A 26749-nucleotide genomic window follows, 5' to 3' on the forward strand; every position below is an offset into this window, starting at 1 on the left:
GCGGCTCACGCTAACACCGGACCGCACCATCGGAAGCCGGGCATGAATTTATCCCGCGGCTCCCTGATTTATTCCGGCGGCAGACGTGTTCTCCCCGCTTTGCGCGGTGTGCTGGGAGACGACCCGCTGGAGGTGGCTCAGGCGGTCCGTGGTCTTCGTGCCCGGCACGGGTTGAAGCAGGAGAAGCCGCTGCCGGGACAGCGGGCTGGCGAGTATGACGCAGTCCAGGTCAAGGCGCCCCACCCGCTCGCTGAACACGGATTTCGTCGAGCAGCGCAGTGTCGACACCCGGTGCTGGTCCCACATCTCGGCGAACTCCGCACTGGCCGCGCACAAATCGGAGACCAGGGTCGCGGCGGCCGGATCGTGGCCGCGCTGGGTGACTGTGGCCCTGAGGTCCGCCACGTACAGCAGGCTGGTCGCCTCTTCCTCCTCCGGCGACCTCGAGCGCAGTACGGAACGCCAGTGCGCGGAGGTGAACCAGTGCCAGGTCAGGTTCCTCTCGTGGCCGGGCCGGTCGGCGAACGTGCCGAACAGGGCGACGTTCAAGGGATTCTGTGCCAGGACGTTGGAGAGGTCGTCGGTGATGAGCGCGGGTGTCGTGGCCGCCACCGCGTCCAGGGTGTACGACAGTCCCGGGTCGAGGAAGTCCGGGGGCTCGGCGGGCGTCGGCGGCGCGTGCCCGGCCAGCAGATACAGATACTGCCGTTCGTCGGGTGTCAGTCGCAGGGCGGTCGCGATGCTCGCGAGTATCGCGACCGATGGCTGGGGGCCACGTGCCTGCTCGAGACTTTCGTAGTAGGCCGTGGACATGTTGGCCAGCTCCGCCACCTCGTCGCGGCGCAGCCCGGGAGTCCTGCGCCGGGCGCCGGGGGCAAGGCCGAGGTCCTCCGGGCGCAGGGCCTCACGGCGACGGCGGAGGAAGTCCCCCAACTGGATCCGGTCCGTCACCTGGGTCCCCGGGGTGGGCCTCCAGTCCGGGTCCGCGCCGGCCACCGGATCGCGGGCCACGTCGAGAGGGTGCTTCATGCGGTACATCGTCGCACTGAGCCCGTGCCCCGCGCACATGGACGGCGTCCAGGCCGCCGCCCGTTTTATCCACCGGCCGTCAGTACGTGGCTGAGCTGTTTGCCCGTCCCCGGCGCGTGTCTATGGTCCTGCTGTCCCGGTTGATTGCCGAGATACAGGATGAAAGAGGAAAAACATGGAATTCACGGCCCCTGTGGTGCTTGTTCACGGTTTCTGGCACGGCAGCTGGTGCTGGAGCCTGGTCGCCGAGCAACTCGCGAGCCGTGGTGTCGCCTCGGTCGCCGTGGACCTCGACGGACACGGTCTGAAGAGCCGCTCACCCCGGGCGCGATGGGCCCGTCCGTTCGATGCCGCCGCGTTCGCCACGGAGCCCTCGCCGGTGGCCGGGATCACGGCGTCCTCCGCGGCCGCGAGCCTGGTCGAGCAGGTGCGGCGGATCGGAGGCGGTCGGCCGTGTCTGGTCGTGGCGCACAGCATGGGCGGCGCCGTGGCCACCGCAGCGGCTGAACAGGCGCCGGAGCTGTTCGCCGAGCTCATGTACGTAACGGCGTTCGCCCCGGTCAGCGGAGCACCGGCGGCACAGTACATCGGCATGCCGGAGAACGCGGGAGAAATGGTGGCGGGCGGGCTCTCGGCGGACCCGGCGTCGCCCGGTGCGCTGCGCTACGACACGGGCGACAGCGAGCGTCGGGCCCTCATCCGCGAGACGTTCTACAACGACGTCACCGACGAGGTGACCGCCGAGGCGGCCGTCTCCCTGCTGAGCGCGGACGCGCCTGCCGGTGTCGCCGCCGAACCGATCACGGTGACCGCCGAACGGTACGGTTCGATTCCGCACAGCTACGTCGTCTGCACCAGGGACAACGCCATACGGCCCGCGTTGCAGCGCCTCATGATCCGGGAAATCGACGCCATTTCCGCGCGGCCGACGACGGTCGTGGAAATGGATTCCTCGCACTCACCGTTCCTCTCGCGTCCGGCCGCCCTCGCGGATGTCATTCAGGTGACGCACAGGGCCGCACACCGGCCCGACCGGTCGCGGACCGCCAGGGCCTGACGCGGTCCGGACAGCCGCCACGCGGGTCCGGATGCCCGCCACGCGGTCCGGACACCCGCCGCCCGCGCGCCGCCTGGTAAACCCACAGAATTCCCACAAAGTCGCTCTCTAGCCTCTCAGGCCACAAGCGACCGAATCATCCGCGTCCTGCCACGTCGCAGCCGTGTTCACAGAGGGGACCCTCCGCCATGCTGACTGAGAGGACAAGGGCCTCCGCCTCCCACAAGACCCTGGTGCTGCGCCTGTTGCGCGAACACGGCCCGCTGACACGGGGAGAGTTGGGGACCCTGTGCGGCCTGTCCCGCACCGTGCTCCACGACATCGTCGGAGCGCTCATGGACAACGGCACCGTGCTCGCCTCGATACCGGAAGCGGCCCGGCGCAAGCGGGGCCGCCCGGCCGAGGTGCTGAGCCTGAACCCCGGAACCGGTCTGCTGCTCGGCATCGAATTCGCGCGGCGGGCGGTGCGGGTGGCCACGATGAACGCGGCACGCGAGATCGTCGGCGGAGTCGGGGAGGCGCACGGCCCCGACACCCCGTGGCAGGCCCGTGTCGACATCGCATGGCGGCTGGCGGACACCCTGACGAGCGGGGCGCTGCGGTCCGGCACGCCGAACGGCATCGGCGTCGGGGTGGTCGGACCGGTCGACGCGCCGGATCACACCCCCATGCGGACACCCCGGCACAACACGGTTTCAGAGCTGGTCCGCGAGCGCTTCGGCGCGCGGGTGGCGATCGACAACAACACCCGGCTGGCGGCTCTGGCCGAGACGATCTGGGGCGCGGCCGCCGGCGAACAGGACGTGCTGTACCTGAGGTTGTCGCACGGCGTCGGCGGCGGACTCGTGGTGGCCGGCGCACTCCACCGCGGCGCTCACGGCCGCTCCGGGGAGTTCGGCCACATCACCGTGGAACCGGACGGCGCGCCCTGCGAGTGCGGTGGGGCCGGGTGCCTGGAGACGGTGGCCTCGATCGGGGCCGTACTCGACGCCTACCGCGCCGCCGGAGGTACGGCGGCGGACGTGCCGGAGCTGATGGCCGCGCTCAGGTCGGGCGACCGTAGGGCACACGCGGTCCTGGATCGGGTCGGCACCCACATCGGCAGAATGCTGGACGCCGTGAGCCATGCCGTGGGTCCGCGCGTGATCGTCGTGGGCGGTGAGCTGGTCGATGCCGGTCCGGCCCTGATGCGGTCGATCGAACGCACGCTGAACACGCGGGCGACGGGCGGCGCGGATGGGCGGCCGGCAGTGCGTCCGGCCAGACTCGGTGACTCCGGCACAGCGCTCGGCGCCATCGCCCAGCTGGTGCCCCGGCCCCCCGGAGGCATCACACCGTCCGGCGGCGGCCACGCCAAGTGCGAGGAACGTGGCAGGTACGCGGTCGACCGGTCGGCCGCTTCACCGAATGAGCACGAGAACCGGCAGGAGCACATGGCTCGACTGGCACAACGCGGGCGCCGGTACGGGGAGGCACGTGCCACGGCGCGCCGACGGCTCGGCACTCCCGAGCGTGGGTGACCATGTGTCCACTGTCAGATGCGACACCTGCGGTGAACCGCTGTCCGGCCCCGCCCGGTCCGGCAGGTCCCGTCCCCGGGCACGCTACTGTTCCAACGCCTGCCGACAGCGCGCCTATCGGTCGAGGCAGAAGGCGGGCGGCATGGACACCGCGCTGGGCGGTGGACCGCTGACCCAACTGAGCAGCCTCGTGGGCCGCACCGACGAGCTGGTGGAACTGGCCCGGCTGCTGGACGGCGTACGGCTGCTCACACTGACCGGCCCCGCCGGGGTCGGCAAGAGCCGGCTGGCGCTGGAACTGGTCGATCAGGAGGTCCGTGGCAAACGCCGCGTCGCGTCGGTGGTGCGGCTCGGCGCCTGCACCGAGCCCGACGAGATCCGGCGGCAGGTGCTGGCCGCGCTCGGCGAGCCGCCCGGCGCCACGCCGCCCTCCGTTGCCGCCGCCTCCGACGCCACATCCGAGGGCCCCGACGGCCCCGAGAGCACCGGCCGGGACCAGCTCCTCCTGCTCGACGACTGCGAACACGTACTGGACAGCTGCGGGAGGCTGCTGACCGAGTTGCTGCCGGGCCGGCCACGGCTGCGGGTGCTGGCCACCAGCCGCGAATCACTCCAACTGCCCGGCGAGACCGTCTTCTCGGTGGCCGCTCTGGCCCTGCCCGATGTCAGGTCCGATGCCGGCCCCGACGCCGTGCTCAACGCGTGCCTGCGCTCCGACGCGGTCACCCTCTTCGTGGACCGGGCCCGCGCCGTCGTACCCGGCTTCCAGCTCACCCACGACAACGCGGTCCACGTGGCCGAGATCTGCGCCCGGCTGGACGGGCTGCCCCTACCCATCGAGATGGCCGCCCGGCTGATCCGGGTCTTCCCACCGGCCGAGATCGTGACCCGGCTCGAGGACCGGCTCGCCCTGCTGACCAACGGCTGGCGGCTCGCCGACGACCGCCACCAGAGCCTGCGCGCCTCCTTGGAGTGGAGCTACGCCCTGCTGAACCCGCAGGAACAAGCACTGCTGCGCAGACTGTCAGTGCTGCCCGGCGACTTCGGCCCGGACGCCGCCGCCGCGGTCGCCTCCGACCTGCCCGACCCGGCCGCGATACCGCGGCTCCTCATCGGTCTGGAGGCCAAATCCGTCATCACTGCGCTGACCGACACCGGCGGTCCCACCCGCTTCCGGCTCCTGGAATCCATCCGCTGCCTCGGACACGACAGGCTCATCGCCGAGGGCGAGGAAACCGCGGCGTACGAACGGCTGGTCAGCTGGCTGACCGCGATGTGCCTGCCCCTGCACGGCGAGGCCGTGGTCCCCTCCGCCACGCTGGAACGGCTGGCGAAGGAGCGTACCCACCTGACCCATGCGCTGCACCGCCTCCAAGCCGGTACGGACGAACGCCAACTGCTGCTGGCCAGTGCGCTCGCCGCGATCGAGACGGCCGACGGGCGGGTCACCGGCACCGCCGACCTGGTGGCACAGGCCCTCGACCACACCGCGCCGGACTCGGACTACCGCCCTGCCGCCCTGGCGGCGGCCGCCTCGCTAGCGGCCCGGGACGCCGACGCCGACTCCGCACTCCGCTACGCCGACGATGCGGTGGAGTTGGAACACGGCCGGGACCGCCCGGAACCGCCCGCCCGGCTGCTTCTGCCGCGCGACACCATCCAGCACCTGCGAGGCGAGCCGACCGCCACCCTCACCGATCTCCAGGGACCTCAGCGCGAACTCACCTGACCAGCTTGGCGCGTTTGGCGCGTGCGGTAGGCAGTGCGGGGATCACGCGGCTGAGGGCGGGATCGGCCATGCCGACGCGCAGCGCCTCCAGGTGCCCGACGATGCCGCGCAACCTCCGCGCATTCCGCGCCCTCTTCCCTACCGGCCATGCCCCGATTCCACGAGGACACACCGCTGTGATGCCCGACCGTCGATGTTCCGGCACCCGCCAACCGGCGCACGGCCCGCCGCTGAGCCGGTTGGCGCATGGACCGGTGGTGGTTCATCACCTCGCGCCGCAGACCGTATGACGCTCATCCGCGCCCGGGACGTCCGGGCGCACGCCGGAACCGCAGGAACCGTCCGAGGCGTCGTCCGCCCGCACGCAGACGGCCTCGGTGCACACGACCGACTTGGGGCAGACGTGCCGGAACTTGTACTGCATGCCAATGGACGCACCTGGACGTTGGACACGTCCCGGAGCTACACCATCGGGCGCGACCAGCAGGCCGACATCTCGTTCATCGACCGCCGGGTCTCCCGGCGGCACCTGATGATCCGTTGTGACGGCGGGGCGTGGGTCATCGAAGACCTCGGCAGCGCGAACGGCACGTTCGCCGATGGGCGTCGTATCCAGCGGATCGAGATCGGCCACGGTTCGATCATCCGGTTGGGAGACGTCTCCACCGGCATGCGGCTGGACTTCACCGGAGCCCCGGTGGCGGTGGGTGACGCTCATGTGCGTGCCGACGCTCAGGTCCGGGCTGACGCTCAGGCTCGTGCCGACGCCCAGGCCCGTGCCGACGCTCGGATACGCGCCGGGCTGTCCCAGGGCGAGTCCCGTCCCCAGGCGCGGGGTGCCACGGCTCGGGGCACGTCGGCGGCGGCCGCCGCCACACCCCCGGTGGTGCCCGGCCCCCGGACGGAGGAGGCCCCGGGAGCCGCCGCGTCCCTCTTCGTCGACCGGGACCCCTCGGGCGTCCACCGACTCGACCTGGGCCAACGGCTGCGTATCGGTCGCGCGCCGGAGAACGAACTCGTGGTGGAGGGCCCGTATGTCTCCCGCCACCACGCCGAGTTCCGACCCCTGCCCGGTGGCCGCTTCGAAATCGTCGACCTCGGCAGCCACAATGGCACCTATGTCAACGGGCAGCCCGTACACCGCCAGGTCATCGGCCCGTACGACATCGTCGGCGTCGGCCACTCCACCTTCCGTCTCGCCGGAGACCGGCTGGAGGAGTTCGTCGACACCGGCGAGGTCTCCTTCACCGCCCGCAATCTGACGGTGACCGTCGGGCGCGGCAAGACCATCCTGAACGACGTCTCGTTCGGTGTCCCCGAGAAGTCGCTGGTCGCGGTGATCGGGCCGTCGGGTTCCGGGAAGTCCACCCTGCTGCGCGCGCTCACCGGCTACCGGCCCGCCGACCGTGGTCGGGTGCTCTACGACCACCGCGATCTCTACGCCCAGTTCGCCGAGTTGCGCCGCCGTATCGGCCTGGTCCCGCAGGATGACATCCTGCACAAGGAACTGACCGTCGACACCGCGCTGAAGTACGCCGCCAAGCTCCGCTTCCCCGGTGACACCAAAGCGGCCGAGCGCAAGGCCCGTATCGACGAGGTGCTACAGGAGCTCAAACTCGACGTCCACCGGGCCAAGAAGGTCGCCTCGCTCTCCGGCGGTCAGCGCAAGCGGGTGTCCGTGGCCCTGGAACTGCTGACCAAGCCCTCCCTGCTCTTCCTCGACGAACCCACCTCCGGTCTGGATCCGGGCCTGGACCGTGATGTGATGAAGCTGCTGCGAGAGCTCGCCGACGACGGCCGCACCGTGCTGGTGGTGACGCACTCGGTCGCCGAACTGTCCTTGTGCGACCGGGTGTTGGTCATGGCGCCCGACGGCTCCGTGGCGTACTTCGGCCCCCCGGGCGAGGCCCTGGACTACTTCGGTCACGAGAGCTGGGCCGATGTCTTCTCCGCCTTCGAGAACCATCGCGAGGACGACTGGGGCGGGCGCTGGCGGGCCTCCCGGCAGTACGACCGGTGCATCGCGGAGATCGACTCGGCCGTACCGCCGCAGCAGCCGGGCACGCCCGCGACACAGCCGCCCGCACGGGCTCTACAGTCCAAACCCCAGGGCTGGATCGGCCAGTTGTGGACGCTGATGCGCCGCTATGTGTCGGTCATCGCCTCCGACAAGGGCTTCATGGCGCTGATGCTGCTGCTCCCGGCCGTGCTGGGCGGGGTGAGCTGTCTGATTCCGGCAAAATACGGACTCGCCCCGCCACCGCCCAACAGCGGTTTCCGCTACAACCAGGAGTCTGGAACCATTCTGCTGGTGCTGGTCGTCGGCATGTGCTTCTCCGGCGCGGCCAACTCCGTACGTGAATTGATCAAGGAACGGGTGATCTACGAACGGGAGAGGGCCACGGGGCTGTCCCGATCCGCGTATCTGATGTCAAAGGTGATCGTGCTCGGTCTGATCACCACGATGCAGAGTGTCGTCATCTGCGCGATCGGCTTCTCCGTCCGCCAGCTGCCCGCCCAGGGGCTGCTCATGCCCACGGCGGTCGAGGTCTGCGTGGTCATCAGTGCGCTGGGCTTCACCACCATGCTCTTCGGTCTGGTCATCTCCGCGCTGGTGAGGACCCCGGAGAAGACCATGCCGCTGCTCGTGATGTTCGCCGTCGTCCAGGTCGTCTTCACCGGAGTCCTCTTCAAGCTGTTCGACTCGCCGGGCATCGAACAGCTCGGCTGGCTGATGCCCGCCCGCTGGGCGGTCGCCGGCGCCGGGACCACACTCGACCTCGCGCACACCATGCCGCCCTGGAACCTCGACAAGCCGGACGAGCTCGACCCGCTGTGGGCCCACACCGTCACCCAGTGGGGCACCGACCTGGGTGTGCTCCTGGCGATCGGACTGATCTGCGGCTTCGCGGTGGCCCGCCTGCTGCGCCGGCACGAGCCCGAGATCATGCGGGACTGAGTGGTCGGCTCCGGAAATCCGCCGCCCGCGCCCTCGGCGTGGGCCGGGAGACGGACGCCGGGCGCCGGGCGCCGGGTGGACGCATGAGGATCGTTGTCACCGGCCGCACCCGTATCCGCGCCGCCGAGCGGAGCGTGACCTGGCCGGCACCGGCACGGGCGCCCACCGGCCGCGGTGGGCGCGGGGCGGGGGCGGACCGTACGGCGACTGCCAGGCCGGCCGCTCGCTCGCGTCGACGCGGAAGTCGCCCTGCACCCGGAAGCGACCGGAGGCGCACCCGTGGCTACGGCGGAGAACGATCGGCAGGCGGGTGGGCATGAACGCCCAGTTCATGGACATAGAGATACACCGGTTCCAGTGAGAAGACCGCAGCGAAAGGGAGCACGGCGCGCATGTGCGCCGTGCGACGGATCAGCGCTTGGGGGTCTCACTTGGCGTACATCGGCGCGTCCTTGACCGGGTGACTGTGGGCGGGAGCACGCTAACGGCACATCGGAGTCCGGCTCCACTGATTTTCGGGCGACCGCGGCTCAGACGAGTGCGGCCACCCGCTCGGAGGGCTTGTTGCGCCGCCAGCCCACGGCGAGGTAGGCGAGCATCCCGATGGGCGGGATGGCGCAGACGGTCCAGCTGATGGCCAGGGGCGGGCCCGGCTGGTCGAGCACGGTGACGTTCCGCAGGGTGCCGCGGCCGTGGCCGGCCCGGCCGTCGATGTCGAAGGTGAAGCTCCAGGTGCCGGGCTCCGGCAGGGCCTGGACGTCCAGGCCCCAGACATCCCGTTTGCGGGGGTGCCTGCTCAGCGGGGTCTCCCGGTCCTCGGCGTCGAGGCCGGGCCCGTCGATGGTGAGCCTGCCCGACTTTCCCGCGATGCCGTCGGCCGGTGCGAACGTGAAGTCGAGTGACTGCATGGCCCGCAGCGGCCACTCGGAGAACCCGACGGTGACCGTGTAGGGCCCTGCCTGTACCCGCTCGGTATGGACGACGCCGACCGGGGCGTACGCCGCGGCCGGTGCGGTCGACACCGCCACCAGCGCGAGTGCGGCGGCCGCGGCCAGCACCAGTCGGCGTACGTGGTCTCGCACACGCCCGGATGCGCGGGCCGCGGCGAGGAGGAGTGGTGAGCGTGAGGAGTAGTGCATGGGTCATCGGCCCTTCGTGACTGATGCGTGCGTGGCTGATGGGTTCGTGGCTGATGGGTTCGTGACCGATGCGCTGGTGACCGACGCGTTCGTGACCGATGCGGTGGATTGCTCGCGCAGCAGGACCGCGAGTCGAGCCGCGAGATAGCCCGCGAGGACGCCCGTCACCAGACCGGCGGCCGTCATCTTCAGCAGTTCGGCCGAGGTCGGGCCGGAATCGCCGAACAGGGCGCTCTGGACGGGGAGGGAGAGGCCGATCACGGCTCCGCCTCCGGCGCCCGTGATCTGCGGCGCGATACGACCCGACCAGCCCCGCCTCCTGCTCAGCCACATCAGCGCCGTGCCGGCCGCTGCCGCGAAGAGCATGAACACCGGGATCCCGGAGGGCAGTTCGGGCGGATCGTCGCCGAGGTTGTCACGCAGCGGCAGACCGGTCGCGTCGGCGTAGACGCGGGCTGCCCAGGGCGAGAACCACCACAGGACGAGTTGCAGGGCGCCGAGGGTCGCGGCGATCGTCAGCGCGGTGGTCCGCCGGCCGATGGTGAGCGTCCCCAGGATCAGCAGGAGGGTGGAGAACAGGATGGTCCCGACGAGATCGGGGTCCACCGGCAGGGGCAGTGCGCCGAACGCCTTCGTCGTGATGGGGCTGAAGACGATGAGCACGGGGATGCTGAGGATCACCCCCGCCCTGCCCCACCGGGTGTCGCGCGCCGCGGCGAAGACGATGACGCTCCCCACCATGGAGAAGGAGATCGAGAGGAACAGCCCGATATGGGGCGGTGAGTCCAGTACGGCGTCAAAGCCGTACAGCGAGTGCCACCACAGGTCCAGAAGCCCGAAGAGGAGGAACAGGGCGGCCCCCGTACCGGTGATCAGATAGCCCAGCGGGGCCCGGAAGACCCCGCCGAGGACGCGTACGGGTTTGCCGCCGGGGAACCGGTCCACGGACTGGCCGGCGCGCTGGGCGGCCGTCGCGATCAGGACCATGGCCAGGCTGGCGAGGCCCGCGATGGCGCTGCCGGAGTACAGCATCAGGTGGGAGAGCGTGAAGAACGTGTCCGGGCCGACGTCGACATGCCACTGGATGTCCCAGCTGATGCCGAACAGGGACATCATGGTCCCGGCCAGGACGGTGTTGGCGGCGATGGGGCCGGTCCTGCCGTCGCGGGAGACTTTGACGGCGAGGGACGGCTGGGACGCCGCCCTACTGCCGGTGACGGGTAGCGCTGTGCTCACGGGAATTCCTTTCTCATGACCGTGCGAGAGCGGTTGCTCGCGTTTGCGTGGCCGGTTGTTCAGCCGGAGATCGCTGGTCGGCCGGAGACCGCTGGTCAGCCGGAGATCGCCAGCGGAAAGTCGAACTGGTCACTCCGAGTGCCGTAGTCGACGCTGACGTGGAAGGTCCAGCGCCCCGGCATCATCAAGTGGACTGCCGTGGAGTAGTTCCCCGGGCCGTGAACCCGGGCGGGTGCCGGGGGCGTCGCGTGTCCGTGCGTGGGCATGACGGCCTGAAGGGTGATGGCGGGCGGACGTCCGCTTCGCCCTCCTCGGCGGGGGGTCAGGCGGATGTCGACGTCCGTGGCGCCGGTGCGGGGCCTGGCCACGGTCAGTGTCACCTCGTCGGTGGCGCTGCCCGCGGTCAGCGAGACCGCGTCGTCCGTCCAGGACGGAAGGAAACCGATGGCCACCAGGGCCAGGGACACCGTCAGCAGCGCGGCGGCGACGCCATACAGGAACCGGACCATGGGGGTGCGGGAGGCGGCGCGGGCGCTCACTTCGCTCCTCCCGCCGGGGACACGCGCAGGAGGTAGGGGATGGTCAGGATGGCACTGTCGCGTTCGGCCTGTATCCACACGCGGTAGTAGCCGGGGCGGGAGAAGGTGTACACGAAGGAGGCGTCCGGACCGTAGGCGGCCACGGTCTCGTCCGCGGGACTGTCGCCGTTGAGGGGCATCAGCCCGCTCATCGAACTCGCCTCCGCCTCTCCCCCGGCGGCGTGGGTCCCGTGTCGCATGCCCGCCATGTCGTGGGCCGTGGCACCTCCCGTGTCGGGTGCGGTGTGGTCTCCGGGTGCGGAGTGGCCGCTCATGTCGCCACCCATGGAGTGCCCGTGAGCCCAGACGGGCGCGTCCTGGGCGGCCCGTCCCATACGTGTGGGGCTGGTCGCGTCCGCCCTGTCCAGCGGGCCGACCACGATCATGTGGCCGACCATGCCGAGCCAGGGCTGGAGCGTCGGTGTGTCGCCGACGCGCGCGATCAGGGTGGTCGCTTCTCCCGCCGTGGGCGAGGGCGCCGACAGCCGCACCGATACGCCGTCGATCGTCCGCGTTCCCGGCCCCCGCGGGGCGAGTTCGGGGCGCGGGGCCGGGGCGCCGCCGCCGCGCGCGGGGCCGTCGGCGACGGTCAGGCCGGTTGCCGAGCGCACCTGCTGGACTCCGCCACCGCGGCGGGCGAACTCCGCGGACACGGCGTAGTGGCCGGCCGCGGGCAGCCGCAGCTGGACCTCGTAGCTGCCGGGCGCGGTGCGTACGGGGTGCAGGTGCCAGAGCTCACCGGTCGGCCCGATGACCAGCAGATGCATCAGGGCACCGTCGTGGACGACGAGATCGTCCGCGGGCAGGCCGGTGGAGCCGTCGGTCACGCTCAACCGGAGCGTGCCCCGTTCCGCCACCCTGGCCGTGTACGAGCCCAACTCGAGTGAGGCGGGCGGCCGGGAGTAGTCGTTCGTCACCGGCCGGACGGCCGAGTACGGATCGCTGACGTTGTCGTTCGTGGCATCCACCTGCCCGCCCGGCTCGGGCGGCAGAGGCAGGGAGGTGGACAGCAGCGCGGCGGTCACGGCCACCGCGAGCGCGGCCACGACACCTCCCGCCGGCAGCAGCACCCAGCCCCCGCGCCGGGCCCGCACGGCGACGAACAGGGTCACCAGCATGAGCACACCGGCGGTGACGAAACCGCCGAACACGGCGAGTTCCGGCGGAGACGTGACCTGGCCCGGCACCATGAAGGGAATCCGCGCCGTGCGGGACCCGTCATCGACGACGAGCTCCCAGGGCCCGGCTCGATCGATGTCCAGGGCGGCGCTGTAGGACCCGGGCGTGCCGCCGAGCTCGACCGGGACGCTGCTGGTGGTGGTCCCCGCCGAGGAACCTTCCGTACGGTCCGCCGACGCGCCCGTGGGTACGGTGCCCAGGCGCAGGGTCCCCGCGGCGGTGCCCCGATGGGTGAGCACATCCACATGCAGGGGGCCGGGCAGCCCGGTGACGCGCCGCAGGATGAAGGTCAGGTCGCGGTCGCCGAGCGTCTGCGCGACCTGAAGGTCGCCACCGGCCGTGGAATCCGCCCGTGCGGGGGATCCCACGGTGACGGACAGGCCCAGGACACAGAGCACGGCTGCCGCCACTCGCGCCGCGCATGACATGCCAGGGCGATTCCGACCGGCGCATCTGCCGCGAACGGATACGGGGGGTGCGTTGTCGTTCACGCGGCAGAGACTAAGAACCGGCCCCACGCGGTGTCGTCACGCACCCGGGGCACACCATGTCCCCCGCGCGGGGGACAGCGCCTCCTCCCGGCGCGGGAAGGCTTTTCGGTGGCGCTCGTGCACCATAAGTGCATGCCTGGTGCGACCGGCCCCGTACAAGGTGGCGTTCCGACCGCACATCCCGACTTCCGGCATGCCCGCGGTGCGGGTGTGCCGACATCCTGAGAGAGGGGCCTTGTCCGCTCAGACCCGGGACCCGAGTGGGTCCCTGACCCGGCAGTCCCTCATGGTGGCGGGCTTCTGCCTGCTCGCGGATACGCTCAGCTTCGCCTACGAGGGTTCGCGGGTGTATCCCCCCGTGTCCTACTGGTGTCTGCTGGCGGGGATCGCCCTGGTGGACGCGGCACTCGCGAGTTCGGCCCGGCTTTCGGGAGTCGTCGCCCTCGCCCAGGCGGCACTGGCCGTGGCCGGTGCGCTGATACTGCCCGACGGCAGTCCACTGCCGGACGCGAACGACGCCGGAATGCTCATCGCGGCCTATCGGGCCGGAGCCTGGCTGAACGGCCGACCGGCCGTTCTGGCTCTCCTCTCCCTGGCCGCGGGGTCCATCGGGGCCAGGACACTCGGCGGCACGACCGATTTCACCGAATGGCGCTCCATTCTGCTGGGCGCGGTGAAAGAGGCCCTCCTCGCCTGGCTGGTCGGCCGCTACACCACCGCCCGGGGCGCTCACATCGCCGAGCTGGAACAACGGGCCGTCCGGGAGCGGGAGACGGCCCGGCAAGACCTCGCGAACGCCATCGCCGAGGACCGCAGTGCCATCGCCCGGGACCTCCATGACGTCATCGCCCATCATGTGAGCGCCATCGGTGTGCATGCCGGAGCCGCCCGGCTGGGACTCGCGGCCAAGGAGGCGTCACCGGTGTCGACGGCGCTCGCGGCGGTGGAGACCTCCAGCCGAGCGGCCCTCCTCGACCTGCGCCGGCTGCTGGACTTCCTGCACGACAGCCCCGCCGAAGGCGCACGGCAACCGGGGCTGCGCGACCTCGACCAGCTCATCCAGGCCGTGTCCGCCGCCGGTCTGGAGACGAACGTCAGCGTCCGGGGAGCCCCACAGGAGTTGGAGGGGTCCTTGGACATCGCCGTCTACCGTGTGGTGCAGGAGATGCTGACCAACGCCCTGCGCCACGGCGACGGCCACGTGGACATCACCCTGTGCTACGACACTTCGCGCATCACGGTCACCGCGGTCAACCCGATCGCCGCCTCCGAGCGGCTCGTGGAGGACTCTCCGCACCGGGGCCTCGAAGGCATCAGCAGCCGAGTCGGGATGTTCAACGGCTTCGTCTCGTACGGTCCCGTACCCGGCGAGGCCGACTGGAAGATATCCGCCACCTTCTCCATGGACGGGACATGAGTCTGCGTATTCTCCTGGCCGACGATCACGCCATGTTCCGCTCGGGGCTGAAGGCGGTCCTGAGCACCCAGGACGACCTGTGCTGTGTCGCGGAAGTGGCCGATGGCCAGGCTGCCGTCGAAGAGACCATCAGGCTGACGCCCGACGTCGCCATCCTGGACATCCGTATGCCGCGACTGGACGGACTGCGCGCGGCGGAACGCATCCTCGGCAGGCCGGGCAACACCACGAAAGTCATCGTGCTCACCACCTATGACGACGACGGCTACGTCTACAGCGCCCTCCACATGGGAGTCAGCGGATTCCTGCTGAAGAGCGTCCCTCCCGAGGAGACGATCGCGGCCATCCGCATCGCCGACCGAGGCGATGCCATCATCGATCCCTCGGTCACGCGCCGTCTCATCTCCCGCTTCGCCGGCAGCATCGCGCCGCCCGCGTCCTCCACCGAGCTCGAGCGATTGACGGCCCGGGAGCACGAGGTGCTGATGCTCGTGGCCCAGGCGCACAGCAATACGGAAATCGCACGCGCCCTGGGCATCGGCGACGAGACGGTCAAGACACACGTCTCCCGGATCCTGGCGAAGCTGGGTCTGCGCGATCGCACTCAAGCCGTCATCTACGCGGCCGCCCACCAACTCGTGGCACCGCTTCCCCCTCTGCCGCTCAGCACTCCTCGACGAGCTTCTTCGCCGCCGCCAACTTCGGCCCATAAGTCACGGGATCCGTGGCGTTGAGCGCGGTGAAGATGTCCACGGCCTCCCGCGCCCGCGCGGAACACCAGCCATTGCGCGAGCGTCGCACGGTAGCCGGGGTCCAGGGCCACGACCTCGCGGGCCGACCGCGATCGCGTCGGCCGCCCGGGCGTTGGCCTCGTCGCGCGCCGGGCCCGGCCATTGGACAGCCGTTCCTCATGGTGCGCCCCGTCGCCCCGCGGACACAGAAGACCCCGGGCGCATGACGCCCGGGGTCTCAGGCCTCGGTGTCAGGCATTCATGGCCGCCCAGAACTCCTCGAAGGACATCTGGCGATCGCCGTTGGTGTCGAGCGAGTCGATGAGCTCCTGGGCCTGCGACTCGGTGATCTCCGAGCCCTCCAGCTCCGCCACGACCTTCCGGTATTCGTCCGCGGTGACCAGGCCGTCCCCGTCCAGGTCGTAGCGCTCGAACACCTTCCGCGCCGCCGTCTCCATGATGTCCGCCATGTGCTCCGCCCTTCTGCGATCTTCGCTGACGGGCCCAGGTTATCCGTCCGCCCGAAGCGCCCTCGGGGGTGCGGTCGCCTTACGGGGTGTAGACGGCGTCGCTTCCGTACAGTTCCCTGGTGAACGCGGAGACATCGGCGCTGCGATTGCCGCCGTCGAGGTTGTACGTCAGATAGACGCCGTACCCCTCGCTGACGGTGCGGCGGGCGAGGCTGGCGGCCGTGCTCTGTGCGGTCCGGCCGATCTCGACGGCCGCCGGTGACAGCTTCGACTTGGGCAGTGCCACGCGGGGGACCTGCCAGGTGCCGTAGTACGGGTTCCAGGCGTAGTCGAACTTGGACGAGATGTCGACGCCGCCGTAGGAAAGGCGTGAGGCGGCCGGGCCGATGTTGTAGAGGCTGATGATCTTGTTCGGCATGTTCGCGCGCAGCGCCGTCACCAGGTGCACGAACGAGCTGTCGTTGGGCTGGCCCGTGCCGTTGTTGCCGTACTCCGCGTACTCGTCGTCGAAGTCGATGCCGTCGAGGCCGTACATGGCCACGGTGTCCGACAACGTTTTCGCGAACGCCGAAGCCGCCTGCTGGGACGGGAAGTTGGCGAAGCCCGCGCCCTGATGGTTGCCGAGCACCGAGAGGACGACCTTGATGCCCTTCTGCTGCAACGGCCGTATCTCCGTGGCGGCGTTGTCGAGGACGCGCTGCACGTTCTCGTTGAAGTGCAGATACGCCGCCTTCTTACCCGTGTCGTAGTTGATGTTCGCCGCGAAGATCACGGCGACGTCGAAGACATTGCCGCCGCCGTTGGCGAGGGTGTACTTGCCGACGTTCCGCATGCTGTTGTTGTTCACCTCGACGTACGCCACCGAGGTCGGCCCCTGTTTCGCGGCAGCGGGGGCCGCCGCCGCGCCGGTCGTGGCGCTCGCGGCGGTCCCGGCGGTCCCCGCGAAGGCGAGGGCCGCGACCGCCGAGAGCGCGAACGCGGCCGTCCGTAATCTGCTCCGTACCAGAGTGAACATCGTTGACCGGTCTCCCCTCGCATGGGTCGGCGCCCGACGTGTTCGAAGCGCCGAGTGAGCCCTCCAAGTTTTCCGTTCCCTGACCCGAATGCCGAGGATCGCGCGCGAACTTTTCACGACTCCCACTCAGTGGCGTGACGGAGGAGTCGGCGCGGTCAGCCGATCTTCCACTGGCCGGTCTCGGGCGGTCAGCCGCGGGGGGCGTTTCCGGCGTGGTAGCCGAGTTCGAGGTAGCGGGTACGGGTGCTCCAGGAGCCGAGGTCGGGCGTGTCGGCCAGGACGTCGTGCCAGGGCTGGGCACCGGGAGCCGCAGCCTCGCCGTGAGCCGCCTTGCCGGACGGGTTCCCCTCGTCGTGCGCGGGCAGCGGACGGTTGGGGCGCCCGGCCCAGAGCCGCACTCCCGACCGTGCCTCGGACTCGCGGACCGGCTCCCACCAGCCCACCGAGAACATGCCGGCGAGCTCGTGCATGGCGATGAAGCTTGCCACGCCGCTCTCGGGGTCCGTGCTGTCCGGGCGCTCGGTGAGGGCGTGCCACAGGAAGCGCATATTCGGTAGCCGCACATCGGGCTGGAAGTGGTACACGAGCCGGTTCAGCCTGATCGAGCCGATGCGCGGCAGCTGTACCCGGGTGAGCGGGACGACCTCGCGCTTGCCGCCGTTCCAGGTCAGCCTCTGGTTGCGGCCCCGGTAGCCGGGCTCGCTGAAGACCGTGGCGTGGAGGAGTTCCCGGCGATCGGGCCGACGGTTGTGCGCCATGCCCGCGGCGGCGACGGCGCCCACGGAAGCCAGGCCCGCCAGGAGGATTCTGGTCTTGCGCTTCATCGGGACGCGACACCTCGCTTCTGACCGGACGGCCGCCTCCATCATGCGCCACGGACGGCCCGTTGAACCACCGTTCGCCGCTCGGCTCAGGTGTCGAGGAGTTCCGGCACGAAGATGTCCTCACACGTCAGCCGGTGCTTCGACAGGCCCTGCTCATGGTGGTAGCGCAGGAACGTGTCGATGGCCTTGCGGTTCGCGCCGATCCCGTAGGGCCACCAGTCGTCGCCGAGCAGCCGCCGGTTCTCCTCGAACAGCGCACTGAACCACGGCGTGATGACGCCCATGTGCTGCTTCGCGGCGCCGACGAGGTACTTCCGCTCGGCGAGCTCCTTGGCTTCCGTGAAGGCGTCGTAGACGGCCCGTGCGAGGCCCCGCCGCTGTGCCAGTTCCCTGCGGATCGCGACGATGTGCATCGGGGGGAAGATCCCGGTGCGGCGGTAGTAGTCGCGCTCGACGGCCTCGTAGTCGGGGAACAGCCGGGCGACCTTCGGCGAGCCGTCGAGCACCGCCCGCGGCACGTCGATGGAGATCAGTGCGTCGATCTCGCCGGATTCGAGCATGGCACCCAGGGTCCGGCCGTCCTCCGCGTGGCGCACCTCGACGCCGTCCGGGACGGGCTGCGGGATCCAGTCGCAGGCGGGGACGGGGTGGTTGGTGCCGCCGATGACCCAGCGGCACTGGTCGGGGGTCACGCCGTACTCGTCGGCCAGGATGCCCTTCGGCCAGATCCCGGCGTCGTGGCCGTAGAGCGTGAACTCGCCGACCGTCCTGCCGACGAGGTCCTGCGGCTTCTCGATCCCACTGGCGGTGTTCACGAAGATCGCCGAGTGGCGGAAGTTGCGGTTGGGCAGGATCGGCAGCGCCAGGAACGGCGCGTCGTCGAGGTCGAAGGTGCGCAGGAAGTAGGTGAGACCGAGCTCGGCGAGATCGTAGTGGCCCTCAACGGCGCGACGGAAGATGTCCGATACGAGGGGTGCCGTCTCGAACACCGCGTCCACCCCGCCGACCGCGACCCGGCCGTCGAACAGCGCCTCGGTGTGCTCGTAGGCGTATACGCCGATGCTCAGCGCATCCGTGCCCATCAGTGGATCTCCTCTCCGGGAGTTCGCCGGGAGGCCGCTTCCGTGAATGACCTTTCACTTTTATGGTGGACCTGGAGCAGTAGAGCCGTCAAGGTGAATGTTCATTCACGATGAGACACCGTGAGAGGGGCCACCATGCCGCGCATCACAGCCGAGCGCCGCGAGGCCAAGCGCGCCGAGATCGTCGCGGCGGCCCGCCGCTGCTTCTCCCGCGACGGGTTCCACCACAGCTCGATGCCGGACATCGCCGCGGAGGCGGGCGTCTCGGCCGGCGCGCCCTACCGCTACTTCACGAGCAAGGAGGAGATCGTCCTCGCTATCGCGGGCGACGCGTTCCGGCTGATCTTCGAACCGGTTGAGCGGCTGGCCGACAGCACCGACGCCCCGGGGATCGCGGAACTGGTGGCCGCCGCGCTCGACACGATCAGCGGTGAGACGGTGCGGGACGCGGCGGGGCACACGGTCGCGGTCGACGAGCTGCTGCGCTGCGTCGTGCAGGTGTGGTCGGAGGTGCTGCGCAATGACGAGGTGCGCGGCCCGGCCGCGGAGGGCTTCGAGAGGGTCCGGGCCAGCATCGCCGACGCGCTGCGCCGCGGCAGGGCGGCGGGCGCGGTGCCCGCCGCCGTGGACCCGGACCGCGGGGCCCGCGTGGTGATGGGGCTGCTGCACGGATTCCTGCTCCAGCGCGTGGCCTTCGGCCTCACGGACACGGCCGGTCTCGCGGACGACCTGCGTGCCGGGCTGCTCTTGTGATGGGCGGTGTGGGCCCCATCGGCGCGGGCCAACTCCCGGTAGGATGACGGGCAGAGGATGATCCTGATGTGCCCTTGGCCAGGCCAGGAGCGGGTGTCCGCGGGGCGGTTCACGGTCGCTTGAGGGTGGATCGGACACGACGGGGGGCTCGCGTTGGATCGCCTGGCCGGAGCGGACCTGGAAGTCGGCCCCACGGTGCTGCCCCCGTCGCTGCGCGCGCGGCTCGGGCCGGTCGCGGTCCTCGCCGCGCTGGTGGTCTGCGTGCTCGGAGTCCTGTACGCGGGCCACGGCGAGCCCGGCGGGGTGGACAGGTGGCTCGTCGACCCGACGGCGGACAGTGTGCGGCCGCCTTGGAGGCGCGTCGCCCTGGCCATGGACTTCTTGGGGGAACCCGCCGGAGCGGCGACGCTGATCGTGGCCGTCGTGGCGGGCTGCCTGCTGCTTCGGCGTCCGCGCGCGGCGGTGCTCGTCGTCGCCGGCGCCGCCATGACCGTGGGGACGGCGACGCTGCTCAAGCATCTGGTGGGACGCACCATCCACGGCGACGGCAACCTCTCCTATCCGAGCGGGCACACCGCCTTCTTCACCGGACTCGCCCTCGTCGTGGCGCTGCTCGCGACCGGCCGGTTCGGCCTCGGCAAGGCGGCGGGCACGACACTCGTACTCGGCGTGGCGCTCGTGGCCGGCGCCGCGATGGGATGGGCGCAGGTGGCCCTGGGCGCGCACTATCCGACCGACGTCCTCGGCGGCTGGTGCACCGCGCTGGCGGTGGTTCCGGCGACCGCGTGGCTGGTCGATCGGGTGGCCGACGCCCCTCGGCGGGAGCGTCGCTGACATCACGTCACATCGTCGCGGTCACATCGTCACGTCACACCAAGCGGCGGAATACGGGCTTCACCGGTCGTCCGGCCAGCCAGGGGGTGGGGTCGGCGGCGTCCAGTGCCTTCCGGTACACCGCACATGCCTGCGCCACCACCTCCACGGTGTGATCGATGTCGGCGTCGCTGAGCGCGCTGCTCACCACGAACGACGGGGCCAGCACCCCGCCCGTGAGGAGCCGGCGCAGGAACAGGGTGCGGTACGGCTGCGACGGCCGCCCGTTCTCGTCGAGGGTGGCGAAGACCAGGTTGCTGGCCCGGCCCCGGACGACGATGTGGTCGCCGACGCCCATGGCCGCCGCCGCCTCGCGGACACCTGCGGCCAACCGCTCGCCGATCAGATGCAGTTGGGCGGTGATGCCCTCCTCGGCGTAGGTGGTCTGCACGGCCATCGCGGCGGCCAGCGAGTGCGTTTCCGCACCGTGCGTGGTGGACAGCAGGAATACCCGATCGCTGGAGTGACGCAGGCCCCCCAGCTCCATCAGATCGCGGCGCCCGGCCAGCGCGGAGACGGCGAACCCGTTGCCCAGCGCCTTGCCGAACGTGGAGAGGTCGGGCACGACGCCGTACAGGCCCTGGGCGCCAGCCTCGGACCAGCGGAAGCCGGTGATCATCTCATCGAAGATCAGTACGCAGCCGTGCCGGTCGGCCAGCTCGCGCAGACCGGCGAGATAGCCGGGCGGCGGCTCGACAACGGTGGCGGGTTCGAGGATCAGGCAGGCGACCTCGTCCTGGTACCGGGTGAGCAGTTCCTCGGTGGCGGCCAGGTCCCCGTAAGGGAACGCCACGGTGAGCTCGTTGGTCGCCTCCGGAACGCCTGCGGACATCGGCGTGGTGCCGATAAACCAGTCGTCGACGGAGAAGAACGGATGGTCGGCACAGATGGCCACCCGCGGACGCCCGGTGGCCGCGCGGGCGAGGCGCACCGCGGCGGTGGTGGCGTCGGAGCCGTTCTTCGCGAACTTCACCATCTCGGCGGTCGGCACCGTGGCCAGGAAGCGTTCCGCGGCTTCGGCCTCCACGATGGAGGGCCGGACGAAGTTGCTGCCGCGGTCGAGTTCCCGGCGCACCGCATCGAGTACGCCCGGGTGGGCGTGGCCGAGGCTGACCGACCGCAGGCCGGACCCGTACTCGACGTAGCGGTTGCCGTCGATGTCCCACACGTGGGCACCGCGGCCGTGGCTGATGACCGGGGCCAGGTTCTCGGGGTACTGGTCGTCGCCCTTGGCGTAGGTGTGCGCGCCCCCGGGGATCATGGCGTGCAGCCGCTCGTTCGCCGCCCGCGACCGGGGCAGGACGAACTCCGCGGTCTCCCCGGCGAGTTCGGTGCGTTCGGTGCGTTCGGTGCGTTCGGTGTATTCGGTGGCCAAGCCGGCTTCACCCTTCCTTGTGCTTCAGGACCTCGGCGAGGCTCGGCGCCTCCCGGTCCCGCTGGGACATCGATGTGACCGGCAGCGGCCACGGAATGGCGAGCTCCGGGTCGTCGAAGGCGATCGTCACGTCCTCGGCCGGATCGTGCGGGCGGTCGATCCGGTACGAGGTGTCGGCGGTCTCGGTCAGCGCCTGGAAGCCGTGCGCGCAGCCCGCCGGGATGTACAGGCTCGTCTGCGTCTCGCCGGAGAGTTCGAAGGAGGCCCGGCCCAGGTAGGTCGGCGAGTCCGGGCGCAGGTCCACGACGACGTCGAAGATCCTCCCGTACGAGCACCGCACCAGCTTGGCCTCGCCCGCGCCGGAGCGCAGATGGAGCCCGCGCAGCACGCCCCGGACCGAGCGGGACAGGCTGTCCTGGACGAAGGCGTCCGGGTCGAGGCCCACCGAGCGGACCACGTCGGCGTCGAAAGTGCGGCAGAAGAAGCCGCGCTCGTCGGCGTACGGCGTGGGCTCGAACAGGTACGCGCCGGCGATCGCCGGGACTTCGGTCGCTTTCATCGTGCCTTCCGCGGGGTGTGAGGGTGGTCGGTCGTCGGGAATACGGACGCGGTCAACGCGGCGAACTGGTGGGCGAGTTGCTCTGCTGCGGCCCGGTTCCGCTCGGTGAGGGTCTGCCGTAGCTTCGCCGCGTGCTTCTCCAGGTCCCGGAACTGTTCGAGCAGCCGGTCGGCGTCGACCTCGCGGGCCGGGTGGCAGTACGCGCCGAGGCCCATCCGGTCCATGAGGGCGTCGCTCTTCGCCGCGTAGCAGAGGGCGAGCACGGGCGTTCCGGTCTTCAGCGCGCAGATCAGGTTGTGGTAGCGGACGGCGACCACGGTGTCGGCGGCCGCCATCTCGTTCATCAGGTCGGTCAGTGAGGCCGGTTCGGCCGCGGTGACCAGCGGTGAGTCGACCGCGTCGAGGATCGCGGCGACCACCGACAGATCGCACTGGTCGCCGGTGAGGAGCCGGACCGGTCTGCCCTCCTCCACGAGCGTGCGGACGAACCGGATCGTCCCGTCGAGGTAGCGCCGGTAGATCTCCTCGGCGCGGGCGCGGTCGTCGTTGCCGCCGTGGAAGTCCATGACGCCGAGGCAGACGGGACCCGGCGTGCCGGTGGGCGCGCTCGCCTGTGGTGCCGGCAGGGAGAACGCGAGGTCCGGGTAGACCTCGTCGCGCGTGGTGTCCACGCCCATCGCCCGCATCGCGTCGCGGGACTGGGTGTCCCGGTACGACCGGTACGCGGCCAGCCGCGCCGACCAGCGCACCAGGGCCCGGGTCGGCCGGTTGCGGATCTCGGCGGCGCCGACGCTGACCAGCGCGACCCGGGTGCGCAGCAGCCGGCCGCTCGCGCAGAGCAGGAACAGCGAGTACGGGAAGCCCCACGGCCGCAGCGGCAGCGTGGCCTCCAGGACGCCCATGCCCGGCACGATCACCACGTCGTGCCGGCGCACCCAGGCGGCGGTGCGGAAGACATCGACGAGTTTGCCCAGGCCCTTCGCCGCGATCGAGCCCGCACGGGACGCGGTCCGGTACTCCCCGCGGTACCAGTGCAGCCGCGTCGCGGGGATCCCGAACCGGGCCGTGACGGCCTCGGGTCCGCCGCACAACGCGTCCACGACGGCCTCCGGGTGCTCGGCGCGCAGGTACCCGAGCACGGCCTCGAGTGACCCGTCGTTGCCGAGGTTGCCGGAGCCGAGCAGGCCGAACACCCCCACACGTGGCGCCGTCCTCATGCCCGCCGCCCCTCACGCCCGGCGACGAGGTCGTCGACGGAGACGGTCAGCTTGGCCGGGTCGACCGGGGCGCGGTCCTCGACCCGCTCACCGGCGCCCGGCCGGACCCGGCTGGTCATCCACGCGGCCAAGTGGCGGTAGCAGGCGCGCCGGTCGGGCGGGGACAGCGGGGCCCGCCGGATCGCCGAGGCGAAGCCCCAGACGTACTCGGCGAGCAGCCGGGGCGTCGGGTGCAGCGGACCCGCCCGGCGCGGGTCGAGGTTGACGCACCGGGAGCGCTTGCTGGGGTTCGCCCGCTCGGCGCGGGTGGGGTGGTCGCGGCGGAAGTACAGCAGCTCCGGCACCTGGTGGAAGCGCCCGTGCAGGGCGATCTCGGCGACGAACGTGCGGTCCGCGTGGTGGTAGCTGTCCATCGGCCGCACCCGGCGCAGCGCGGCGGCCCGGATCACCCCGTAGAAGTCGTCACCGCCGGGCTCGAACAGCATGCTGCGGAAGCGCTCCGGCGGGTTCGGTGAGCCGGTGGCGAGCGTGTACGCGTACGGGACCTTCACCTGGCCGTCGCCGTCGATGACCGCCTGGTCGGCGTGGGCGAGGATCACGTCCGGCCGCTCGTCCAGCGCCTGGACGCAGGCCCGCAGCAGATCGCGGGCGTAGAGGTCGTCGTGCGAGGCCCACTTGAACAGCTCGCCGCGGCACTGGGTGAACACGTAGTTGTGGTTCGGCGTGGCGCCGACGTTCCGGGGCAGCCGGAGGTACCGGACGCGCGCGTCCTGCGCGGCGTACTTGCGGCAGATGTCCTCGGTCCCGTCGGTCGAGGCGTTGTCGGAGATGACCAGCTCGAAGTCCTCGTAGGTCTGGCCGAGCAGGGCGTCGAGCGACTCGGCCAGGTACTCCTCGCCGTTGTACACGGGCAGGCCGATGCTCAGCCTGGGGTGGGCGGTCATGGGGTCCTCACTTCGGGAACGGAGTTGTGGTCGCGCTCGCGCAGGGCGGACCGCAGGTGCAGCCACCACACGGCCGAGGCGCTGACGGTCGCGGCGGCGACGCACCAGGCCGAGCCGACCGTGCCGGCGACGGCCGCCCCGCCGAGCCCGCCGCCGACGTAAGCGGCGGAGGCGAACAGCTGGGAGCGCAGGCTGCGCCGGGCGGCGCCGAGCGCGCGCAGCCCGGCCGCCGCGCCGGTGCCGAGGCCCGCACCCGCGACGCCGAGGGTGACCGGCAGGATGAGCTGTGCGGCGGAGTGCCAGACACCGCCGAGCACCAACTCCCCCAGCCGGTCCGGCATCAGCAGCAGCGCCCCGCCCCAGAGCAGCGCGCCGACGGCCTGCCCGCCACCCAGCAGGAGGCAGAACGCGCCGAGCCGGTGCGGGGTCCGCCGCAGTACCCGTGCCGCCTCGGGGACGGTGACCAGCGAAAGGCCCATCAGCACGGCGAGGAACGGGCCGAGCAGGAGCTCGGCGCCCCGCACCGCGCCCACCGCGCCGACCCCGACGATGGCGCCGAGCCCGTACGCCCGCAGCTGGCTCGCGCCGCTGAGGCAGGTGTTCTCGACCAGGTACCGGTAGCCGAGGTCGCGCTGCTCGCGAAGCCAGCCGCGCGCCTCGGTCACCCGGGGCCGGATGCCGGACTGGAGGTAGCCGTACGCCGCCGCCACCGTGGCGGACGCGCCCCAGGCGAGCACAAAAGCGGCCACGCTGCCCACCCGGGCCGCCACGACCATGGCCGGGACGAGCGCGACGCCCCACACCACGTCGTTGACGAACGCCTTCCGCCCGGCGCCGGCGGCGAAGAACGAGAACCGCCAGGCGTCCTGGAGCAGCAGTCCCGGCAGCATGACGCCGAGGCAGACGAACGCGGGCCCCACCCGGCCGCCGAGGGCCGGTCCGACCACCAGACACACCGCGCCGATGGCCGCGCCCACGCCGAGTGCGGTACCCGAGGACCGGGCCACCGCCCCGCGCCAGGACGCTTCCGGCACGCCGCTGAAGCGCACCACGAGCGGATCGGTGGCCAGCCCGCGGGAGACGTTGAGCACCACGCCGTAGGTCACCCAGGCCAGGCTGAACACGCCGAACGCGGTCACGCCCAGCGAGCGGGCCACGTAGATGCCCACCGCGAAGTTGGACATGCTGGAGGCCGCCTGGTCGGCCAGTCCCCAGGACAGCCGGCCGACGAGGGCCCGCTTGGCGGATCCGGCCGGTGGCGCCGGTGTCGTCGTCTTCTCCCCCTCGGTGGGCATCGGCGTCATGCCTTGATCAGCCCGGCGCCGTGCAGGGCGCCGGCCGCGTCGGCGACGGTGTCGAACGGCAGCCCGGACCGCTCGGCGACGTCCAGCAGACTGTGCTCGCCGTCGGAGAGGTTGAGCACCCAGAGCATGGCCATCTGGGCCTGCTTGGCGTCGCTGCGGCCGCCGAGCGAGTCGTACAACCCGCGCCGGCCCAGCTGTGGTTCGCCGTAGGGGCTGAGGTTGAGGTACCGCCGGTCGCGGTCGAGGACGGCGAACGCCTCGCGGCAGACGGCGAGCGTGTCCGCCATCGCCTCCGGGGAGACGAAGTCCAGGTTGTCCGCCGAGGTGTGATACTCGGGGTAACCCGCGTACGGGGTCCGGGTGAGCGAGCCGACGCCGAGGTCGAACCCGGGCGAGCAGTACTGCCGCTCGTCGTAGCCGTACGGGGTGAACTCGGCGACGCGGTGCGGGCGTTCGGAGGCGGCCAGCACATGCCGCATCACCCGGTCGATCTCCGCGTCGCCGCGCCTGCTCTGCTTGTACGTGAGTCGGCCCCGGTCACCGGCGCAGGCCAGCACGAGGCCGTGCTTGACCCGGTCGATCCGCTCCGCGTTGCGGGCCAGCCAGGTGATCGCCCCGATGGTGCCGGGCGCGAAGATGAACCGGTAGGTGTAGTACGGCGTCCGCTCCGCCAGCGCCCGCGCCAGGTACGTCGCCACCGCGATACCGGCCAGGTTGTCGTTGGCCAGCGACGGGTGGCAGACGTGGCAGGAGACGATCACCTCGTCGGCGACCTGCCCGGGGACCACGTGCTCGGCGTAGGTGAGGTGGCCATCGGTGAGCGTGGAGTCGACGCACACCTCGTACGCGCCGTCCGGCAGCGCGTCCAGGGTCTCCTGGGCCAGGCAGAACCCCCATTCCGGCTGGTAGTAGCTGGTGCGGTAGGGCACCCAGGCCGGGTGGTCCGGCAGGGTGTGCAGATGCGGGCGGAGCTCGGCCAGCGGCATGGTCGCCGACACCGGCACGCTGTAGCCGAGCACGTGCAGGCTGGACTCCCGGAAGTCGACGACCCGGTGGCCGGTGGCGTCGGCGATGTACGCGTCCCGGATGTTCCACTCCTTCGGCACCGTCCAGTCGAGCACCTGCGTCCCGGTCGGCACCTCGTGCACCTTCAGCGGGATGTACTCGCCGACAATGTCCAGGGTGGCGCGCACACCGTCGCCCGTGATGCTCCGGCAGAGCGGGTACAGCCGCTCCACCAGGGCGTACATCTCATCGCCGGCACCTTC

Annotated in this window: 24 protein-coding genes; 8 read left to right on the forward strand and 16 right to left on the reverse strand. The window is 71.0% G+C overall.

The window, feature by feature from the left end:
• Nucleotides 1-48 precede the first annotated feature (48 nt).
• Nucleotides 49-1029: a helix-turn-helix transcriptional regulator gene (locus ACT2CW_RS22445; RefSeq protein ID WP_445518004.1), complete on the reverse strand. Its 981-nt coding sequence runs from the start codon at nt 1027-1029 to the stop codon at nt 49-51.
• 175 nt (nt 1030-1204) lie between these two features.
• On the opposite strand from ACT2CW_RS22445, the gene ACT2CW_RS22450 reads away from it, so the two are divergent.
• The 3 genes from ACT2CW_RS22450 to ACT2CW_RS22460 all read left to right on the forward strand — a co-directional run bounded on the left by ACT2CW_RS22450 (nt 1205) and on the right by ACT2CW_RS22460 (nt 5335).
• Nucleotides 1205-2086: an alpha/beta hydrolase gene (locus ACT2CW_RS22450; RefSeq protein WP_445518005.1), complete on the forward strand. Its 882-nt coding sequence runs from the start codon at nt 1205-1207 to the stop codon at nt 2084-2086.
• 188 nt (nt 2087-2274) lie between these two features.
• Nucleotides 2275-3606 (forward strand): ROK family protein, encoded by a 1332-nt coding sequence (locus tag ACT2CW_RS22455; RefSeq protein ID WP_445518006.1) that lies wholly within the window; start codon nt 2275-2277, stop codon nt 3604-3606.
• A 142-nt stretch (nt 3607-3748) separates the two neighbouring features.
• Nucleotides 3749-5335, forward strand: coding sequence for an ATP-binding protein (locus ACT2CW_RS22460; protein WP_445518007.1), 1587 nt, complete (start codon nt 3749-3751; stop codon nt 5333-5335).
• Nucleotides 5336-5600: 265 nt separating this feature from the next.
• On the opposite strand, the gene ACT2CW_RS22465 is transcribed toward ACT2CW_RS22460, so the two are convergent.
• Complete coding sequence (locus ACT2CW_RS22465; protein ID WP_164425727.1) at nt 5601-5759, reverse strand: hypothetical protein; 159 nt, start codon at nt 5757-5759, stop codon at nt 5601-5603.
• Here ACT2CW_RS22465 and ACT2CW_RS22470 point away from each other — a divergent pair.
• Nucleotides 5739-8294, forward strand: a complete 2556-nt coding sequence (locus tag ACT2CW_RS22470; RefSeq protein WP_445518008.1) for an FHA domain-containing protein — start codon at nt 5739-5741, stop codon at nt 8292-8294. The genes ACT2CW_RS22465 and ACT2CW_RS22470 overlap by 21 nt on opposite strands.
• 530 nt (nt 8295-8824) lie before the next feature.
• Here ACT2CW_RS22470 and ACT2CW_RS22475 read toward each other — a convergent pair.
• From ACT2CW_RS22475 to ACT2CW_RS22490, 4 genes are all read right to left on the reverse strand, one after another.
• Nucleotides 8825-9433 carry a hypothetical protein gene (locus ACT2CW_RS22475; protein WP_445518009.1) on the reverse strand — a complete coding sequence of 203 codons (609 nt, stop codon included), beginning with the start codon at nt 9431-9433 and terminating at the stop codon, nt 8825-8827.
• 3 nt (nt 9434-9436) lie between these two features.
• Nucleotides 9437-10669, reverse strand: a complete 1233-nt coding sequence (locus ACT2CW_RS22480; RefSeq protein WP_445518010.1) for a hypothetical protein — start codon at nt 10667-10669, stop codon at nt 9437-9439.
• 95 nt (nt 10670-10764) lie between these two features.
• Nucleotides 10765-11208, reverse strand: coding sequence for a FixH family protein (locus tag ACT2CW_RS22485; protein WP_182473784.1), 444 nt, complete (start codon nt 11206-11208; stop codon nt 10765-10767).
• Nucleotides 11205-12824: a hypothetical protein gene (locus ACT2CW_RS22490; RefSeq protein WP_445518011.1), complete on the reverse strand. Its 1620-nt coding sequence runs from the start codon at nt 12822-12824 to the stop codon at nt 11205-11207. The genes ACT2CW_RS22485 and ACT2CW_RS22490 overlap by 4 nt, the downstream gene beginning before the upstream one ends.
• 328 nt (nt 12825-13152) lie before the next feature.
• Between ACT2CW_RS22490 and ACT2CW_RS22495 the strand changes: the two genes are divergently transcribed.
• Both ACT2CW_RS22495 and ACT2CW_RS22500 read left to right on the forward strand, forming a co-directional pair.
• Entirely contained in the window at nt 13153-14334 is a 1182-nt protein-coding gene (locus ACT2CW_RS22495; RefSeq protein WP_445518012.1) for a sensor histidine kinase, read from the forward strand.
• The gene (locus tag ACT2CW_RS22500) at nt 14331-15068 is read left to right on the forward strand and encodes a response regulator (RefSeq protein WP_445518013.1); all 738 of its coding nucleotides are present in this window, start codon (nt 14331-14333) and stop codon (nt 15066-15068) included. The genes ACT2CW_RS22495 and ACT2CW_RS22500 overlap by 4 nt, the downstream gene beginning before the upstream one ends.
• 248 nt (nt 15069-15316) lie before the next feature.
• On the opposite strand, the gene ACT2CW_RS22505 is transcribed toward ACT2CW_RS22500, so the two are convergent.
• The 4 genes from ACT2CW_RS22505 to ACT2CW_RS22520 form a co-directional block, all read right to left on the reverse strand.
• Nucleotides 15317-15535: an EF-hand domain-containing protein gene (locus tag ACT2CW_RS22505; protein ID WP_086880558.1), complete on the reverse strand. Its 219-nt coding sequence runs from the start codon at nt 15533-15535 to the stop codon at nt 15317-15319.
• Between the two features lie 79 nt (nt 15536-15614).
• Entirely contained in the window at nt 15615-16550 is a 936-nt protein-coding gene (locus ACT2CW_RS22510) for an endo-beta-N-acetylglucosaminidase H (protein WP_445518014.1), read from the reverse strand.
• A 188-nt stretch (nt 16551-16738) separates the two neighbouring features.
• On the reverse strand, nt 16739-17374 hold the full coding sequence (locus ACT2CW_RS22515) for a hypothetical protein (protein WP_445518015.1): 636 nt from the start codon (nt 17372-17374) through the stop codon (nt 16739-16741).
• Between the two features lie 86 nt (nt 17375-17460).
• On the reverse strand, nt 17461-18456 hold the full coding sequence (locus tag ACT2CW_RS22520) for a 4,5-dihydroxyphthalate decarboxylase (protein WP_182473790.1): 996 nt from the start codon (nt 18454-18456) through the stop codon (nt 17461-17463).
• A 135-nt stretch (nt 18457-18591) separates the two neighbouring features.
• Between ACT2CW_RS22520 and ACT2CW_RS22525 the strand changes: the two genes are divergently transcribed.
• Together ACT2CW_RS22525 and ACT2CW_RS22530 are read left to right on the forward strand one after the other, a co-directional pair.
• Complete coding sequence (locus tag ACT2CW_RS22525; RefSeq protein ID WP_445518016.1) at nt 18592-19209, forward strand: TetR/AcrR family transcriptional regulator; 618 nt, start codon at nt 18592-18594, stop codon at nt 19207-19209.
• Nucleotides 19210-19362: 153 nt separating this feature from the next.
• The gene (locus tag ACT2CW_RS22530; protein ID WP_445518017.1) at nt 19363-20043 is read left to right on the forward strand and encodes a phosphatase PAP2 family protein; all 681 of its coding nucleotides are present in this window, start codon (nt 19363-19365) and stop codon (nt 20041-20043) included.
• 34 nt (nt 20044-20077) lie between these two features.
• Here ACT2CW_RS22530 and ACT2CW_RS22535 read toward each other — a convergent pair whose 3' ends face one another.
• The 6 genes from ACT2CW_RS22535 to ACT2CW_RS22560 form a co-directional block, all read right to left on the reverse strand.
• Nucleotides 20078-21382 carry a glutamate-1-semialdehyde 2,1-aminomutase gene (locus ACT2CW_RS22535; RefSeq protein ID WP_445518128.1) on the reverse strand — a complete coding sequence of 435 codons (1305 nt, stop codon included), beginning with the start codon at nt 21380-21382 and terminating at the stop codon, nt 20078-20080.
• An 82-nt stretch (nt 21383-21464) separates the two neighbouring features.
• Complete coding sequence (gene rfbC / locus ACT2CW_RS22540; RefSeq protein ID WP_445518018.1) at nt 21465-22016, reverse strand: dTDP-4-dehydrorhamnose 3,5-epimerase; 552 nt, start codon at nt 22014-22016, stop codon at nt 21465-21467.
• Nucleotides 22013-23233 (reverse strand): polysaccharide pyruvyl transferase family protein, encoded by a 1221-nt coding sequence (locus tag ACT2CW_RS22545; RefSeq protein WP_445518019.1) that lies wholly within the window; start codon nt 23231-23233, stop codon nt 22013-22015. The genes rfbC and ACT2CW_RS22545 overlap by 4 nt, the downstream gene beginning before the upstream one ends.
• Entirely contained in the window at nt 23230-24177 is a 948-nt protein-coding gene (locus tag ACT2CW_RS22550; protein ID WP_414083277.1) for a glycosyltransferase family 2 protein, read from the reverse strand. The genes ACT2CW_RS22545 and ACT2CW_RS22550 overlap by 4 nt, the downstream gene beginning before the upstream one ends.
• Nucleotides 24174-25481, reverse strand: a complete 1308-nt coding sequence (locus ACT2CW_RS22555; RefSeq protein ID WP_445518020.1) for a hypothetical protein — start codon at nt 25479-25481, stop codon at nt 24174-24176. Before ACT2CW_RS22555 ends, ACT2CW_RS22550 begins: the two co-directional genes overlap by 4 nt.
• The gene (locus ACT2CW_RS22560) at nt 25478-26731 is read right to left on the reverse strand and encodes a DUF4910 domain-containing protein (RefSeq protein ID WP_445518129.1); all 1254 of its coding nucleotides are present in this window, start codon (nt 26729-26731) and stop codon (nt 25478-25480) included. The genes ACT2CW_RS22555 and ACT2CW_RS22560 overlap by 4 nt, the downstream gene beginning before the upstream one ends.
• Nucleotides 26732-26749: the final 18 nt, after the last annotated feature.

Source organism: Streptomyces sp. NEAU-174 (genome assembly GCF_052665095.1).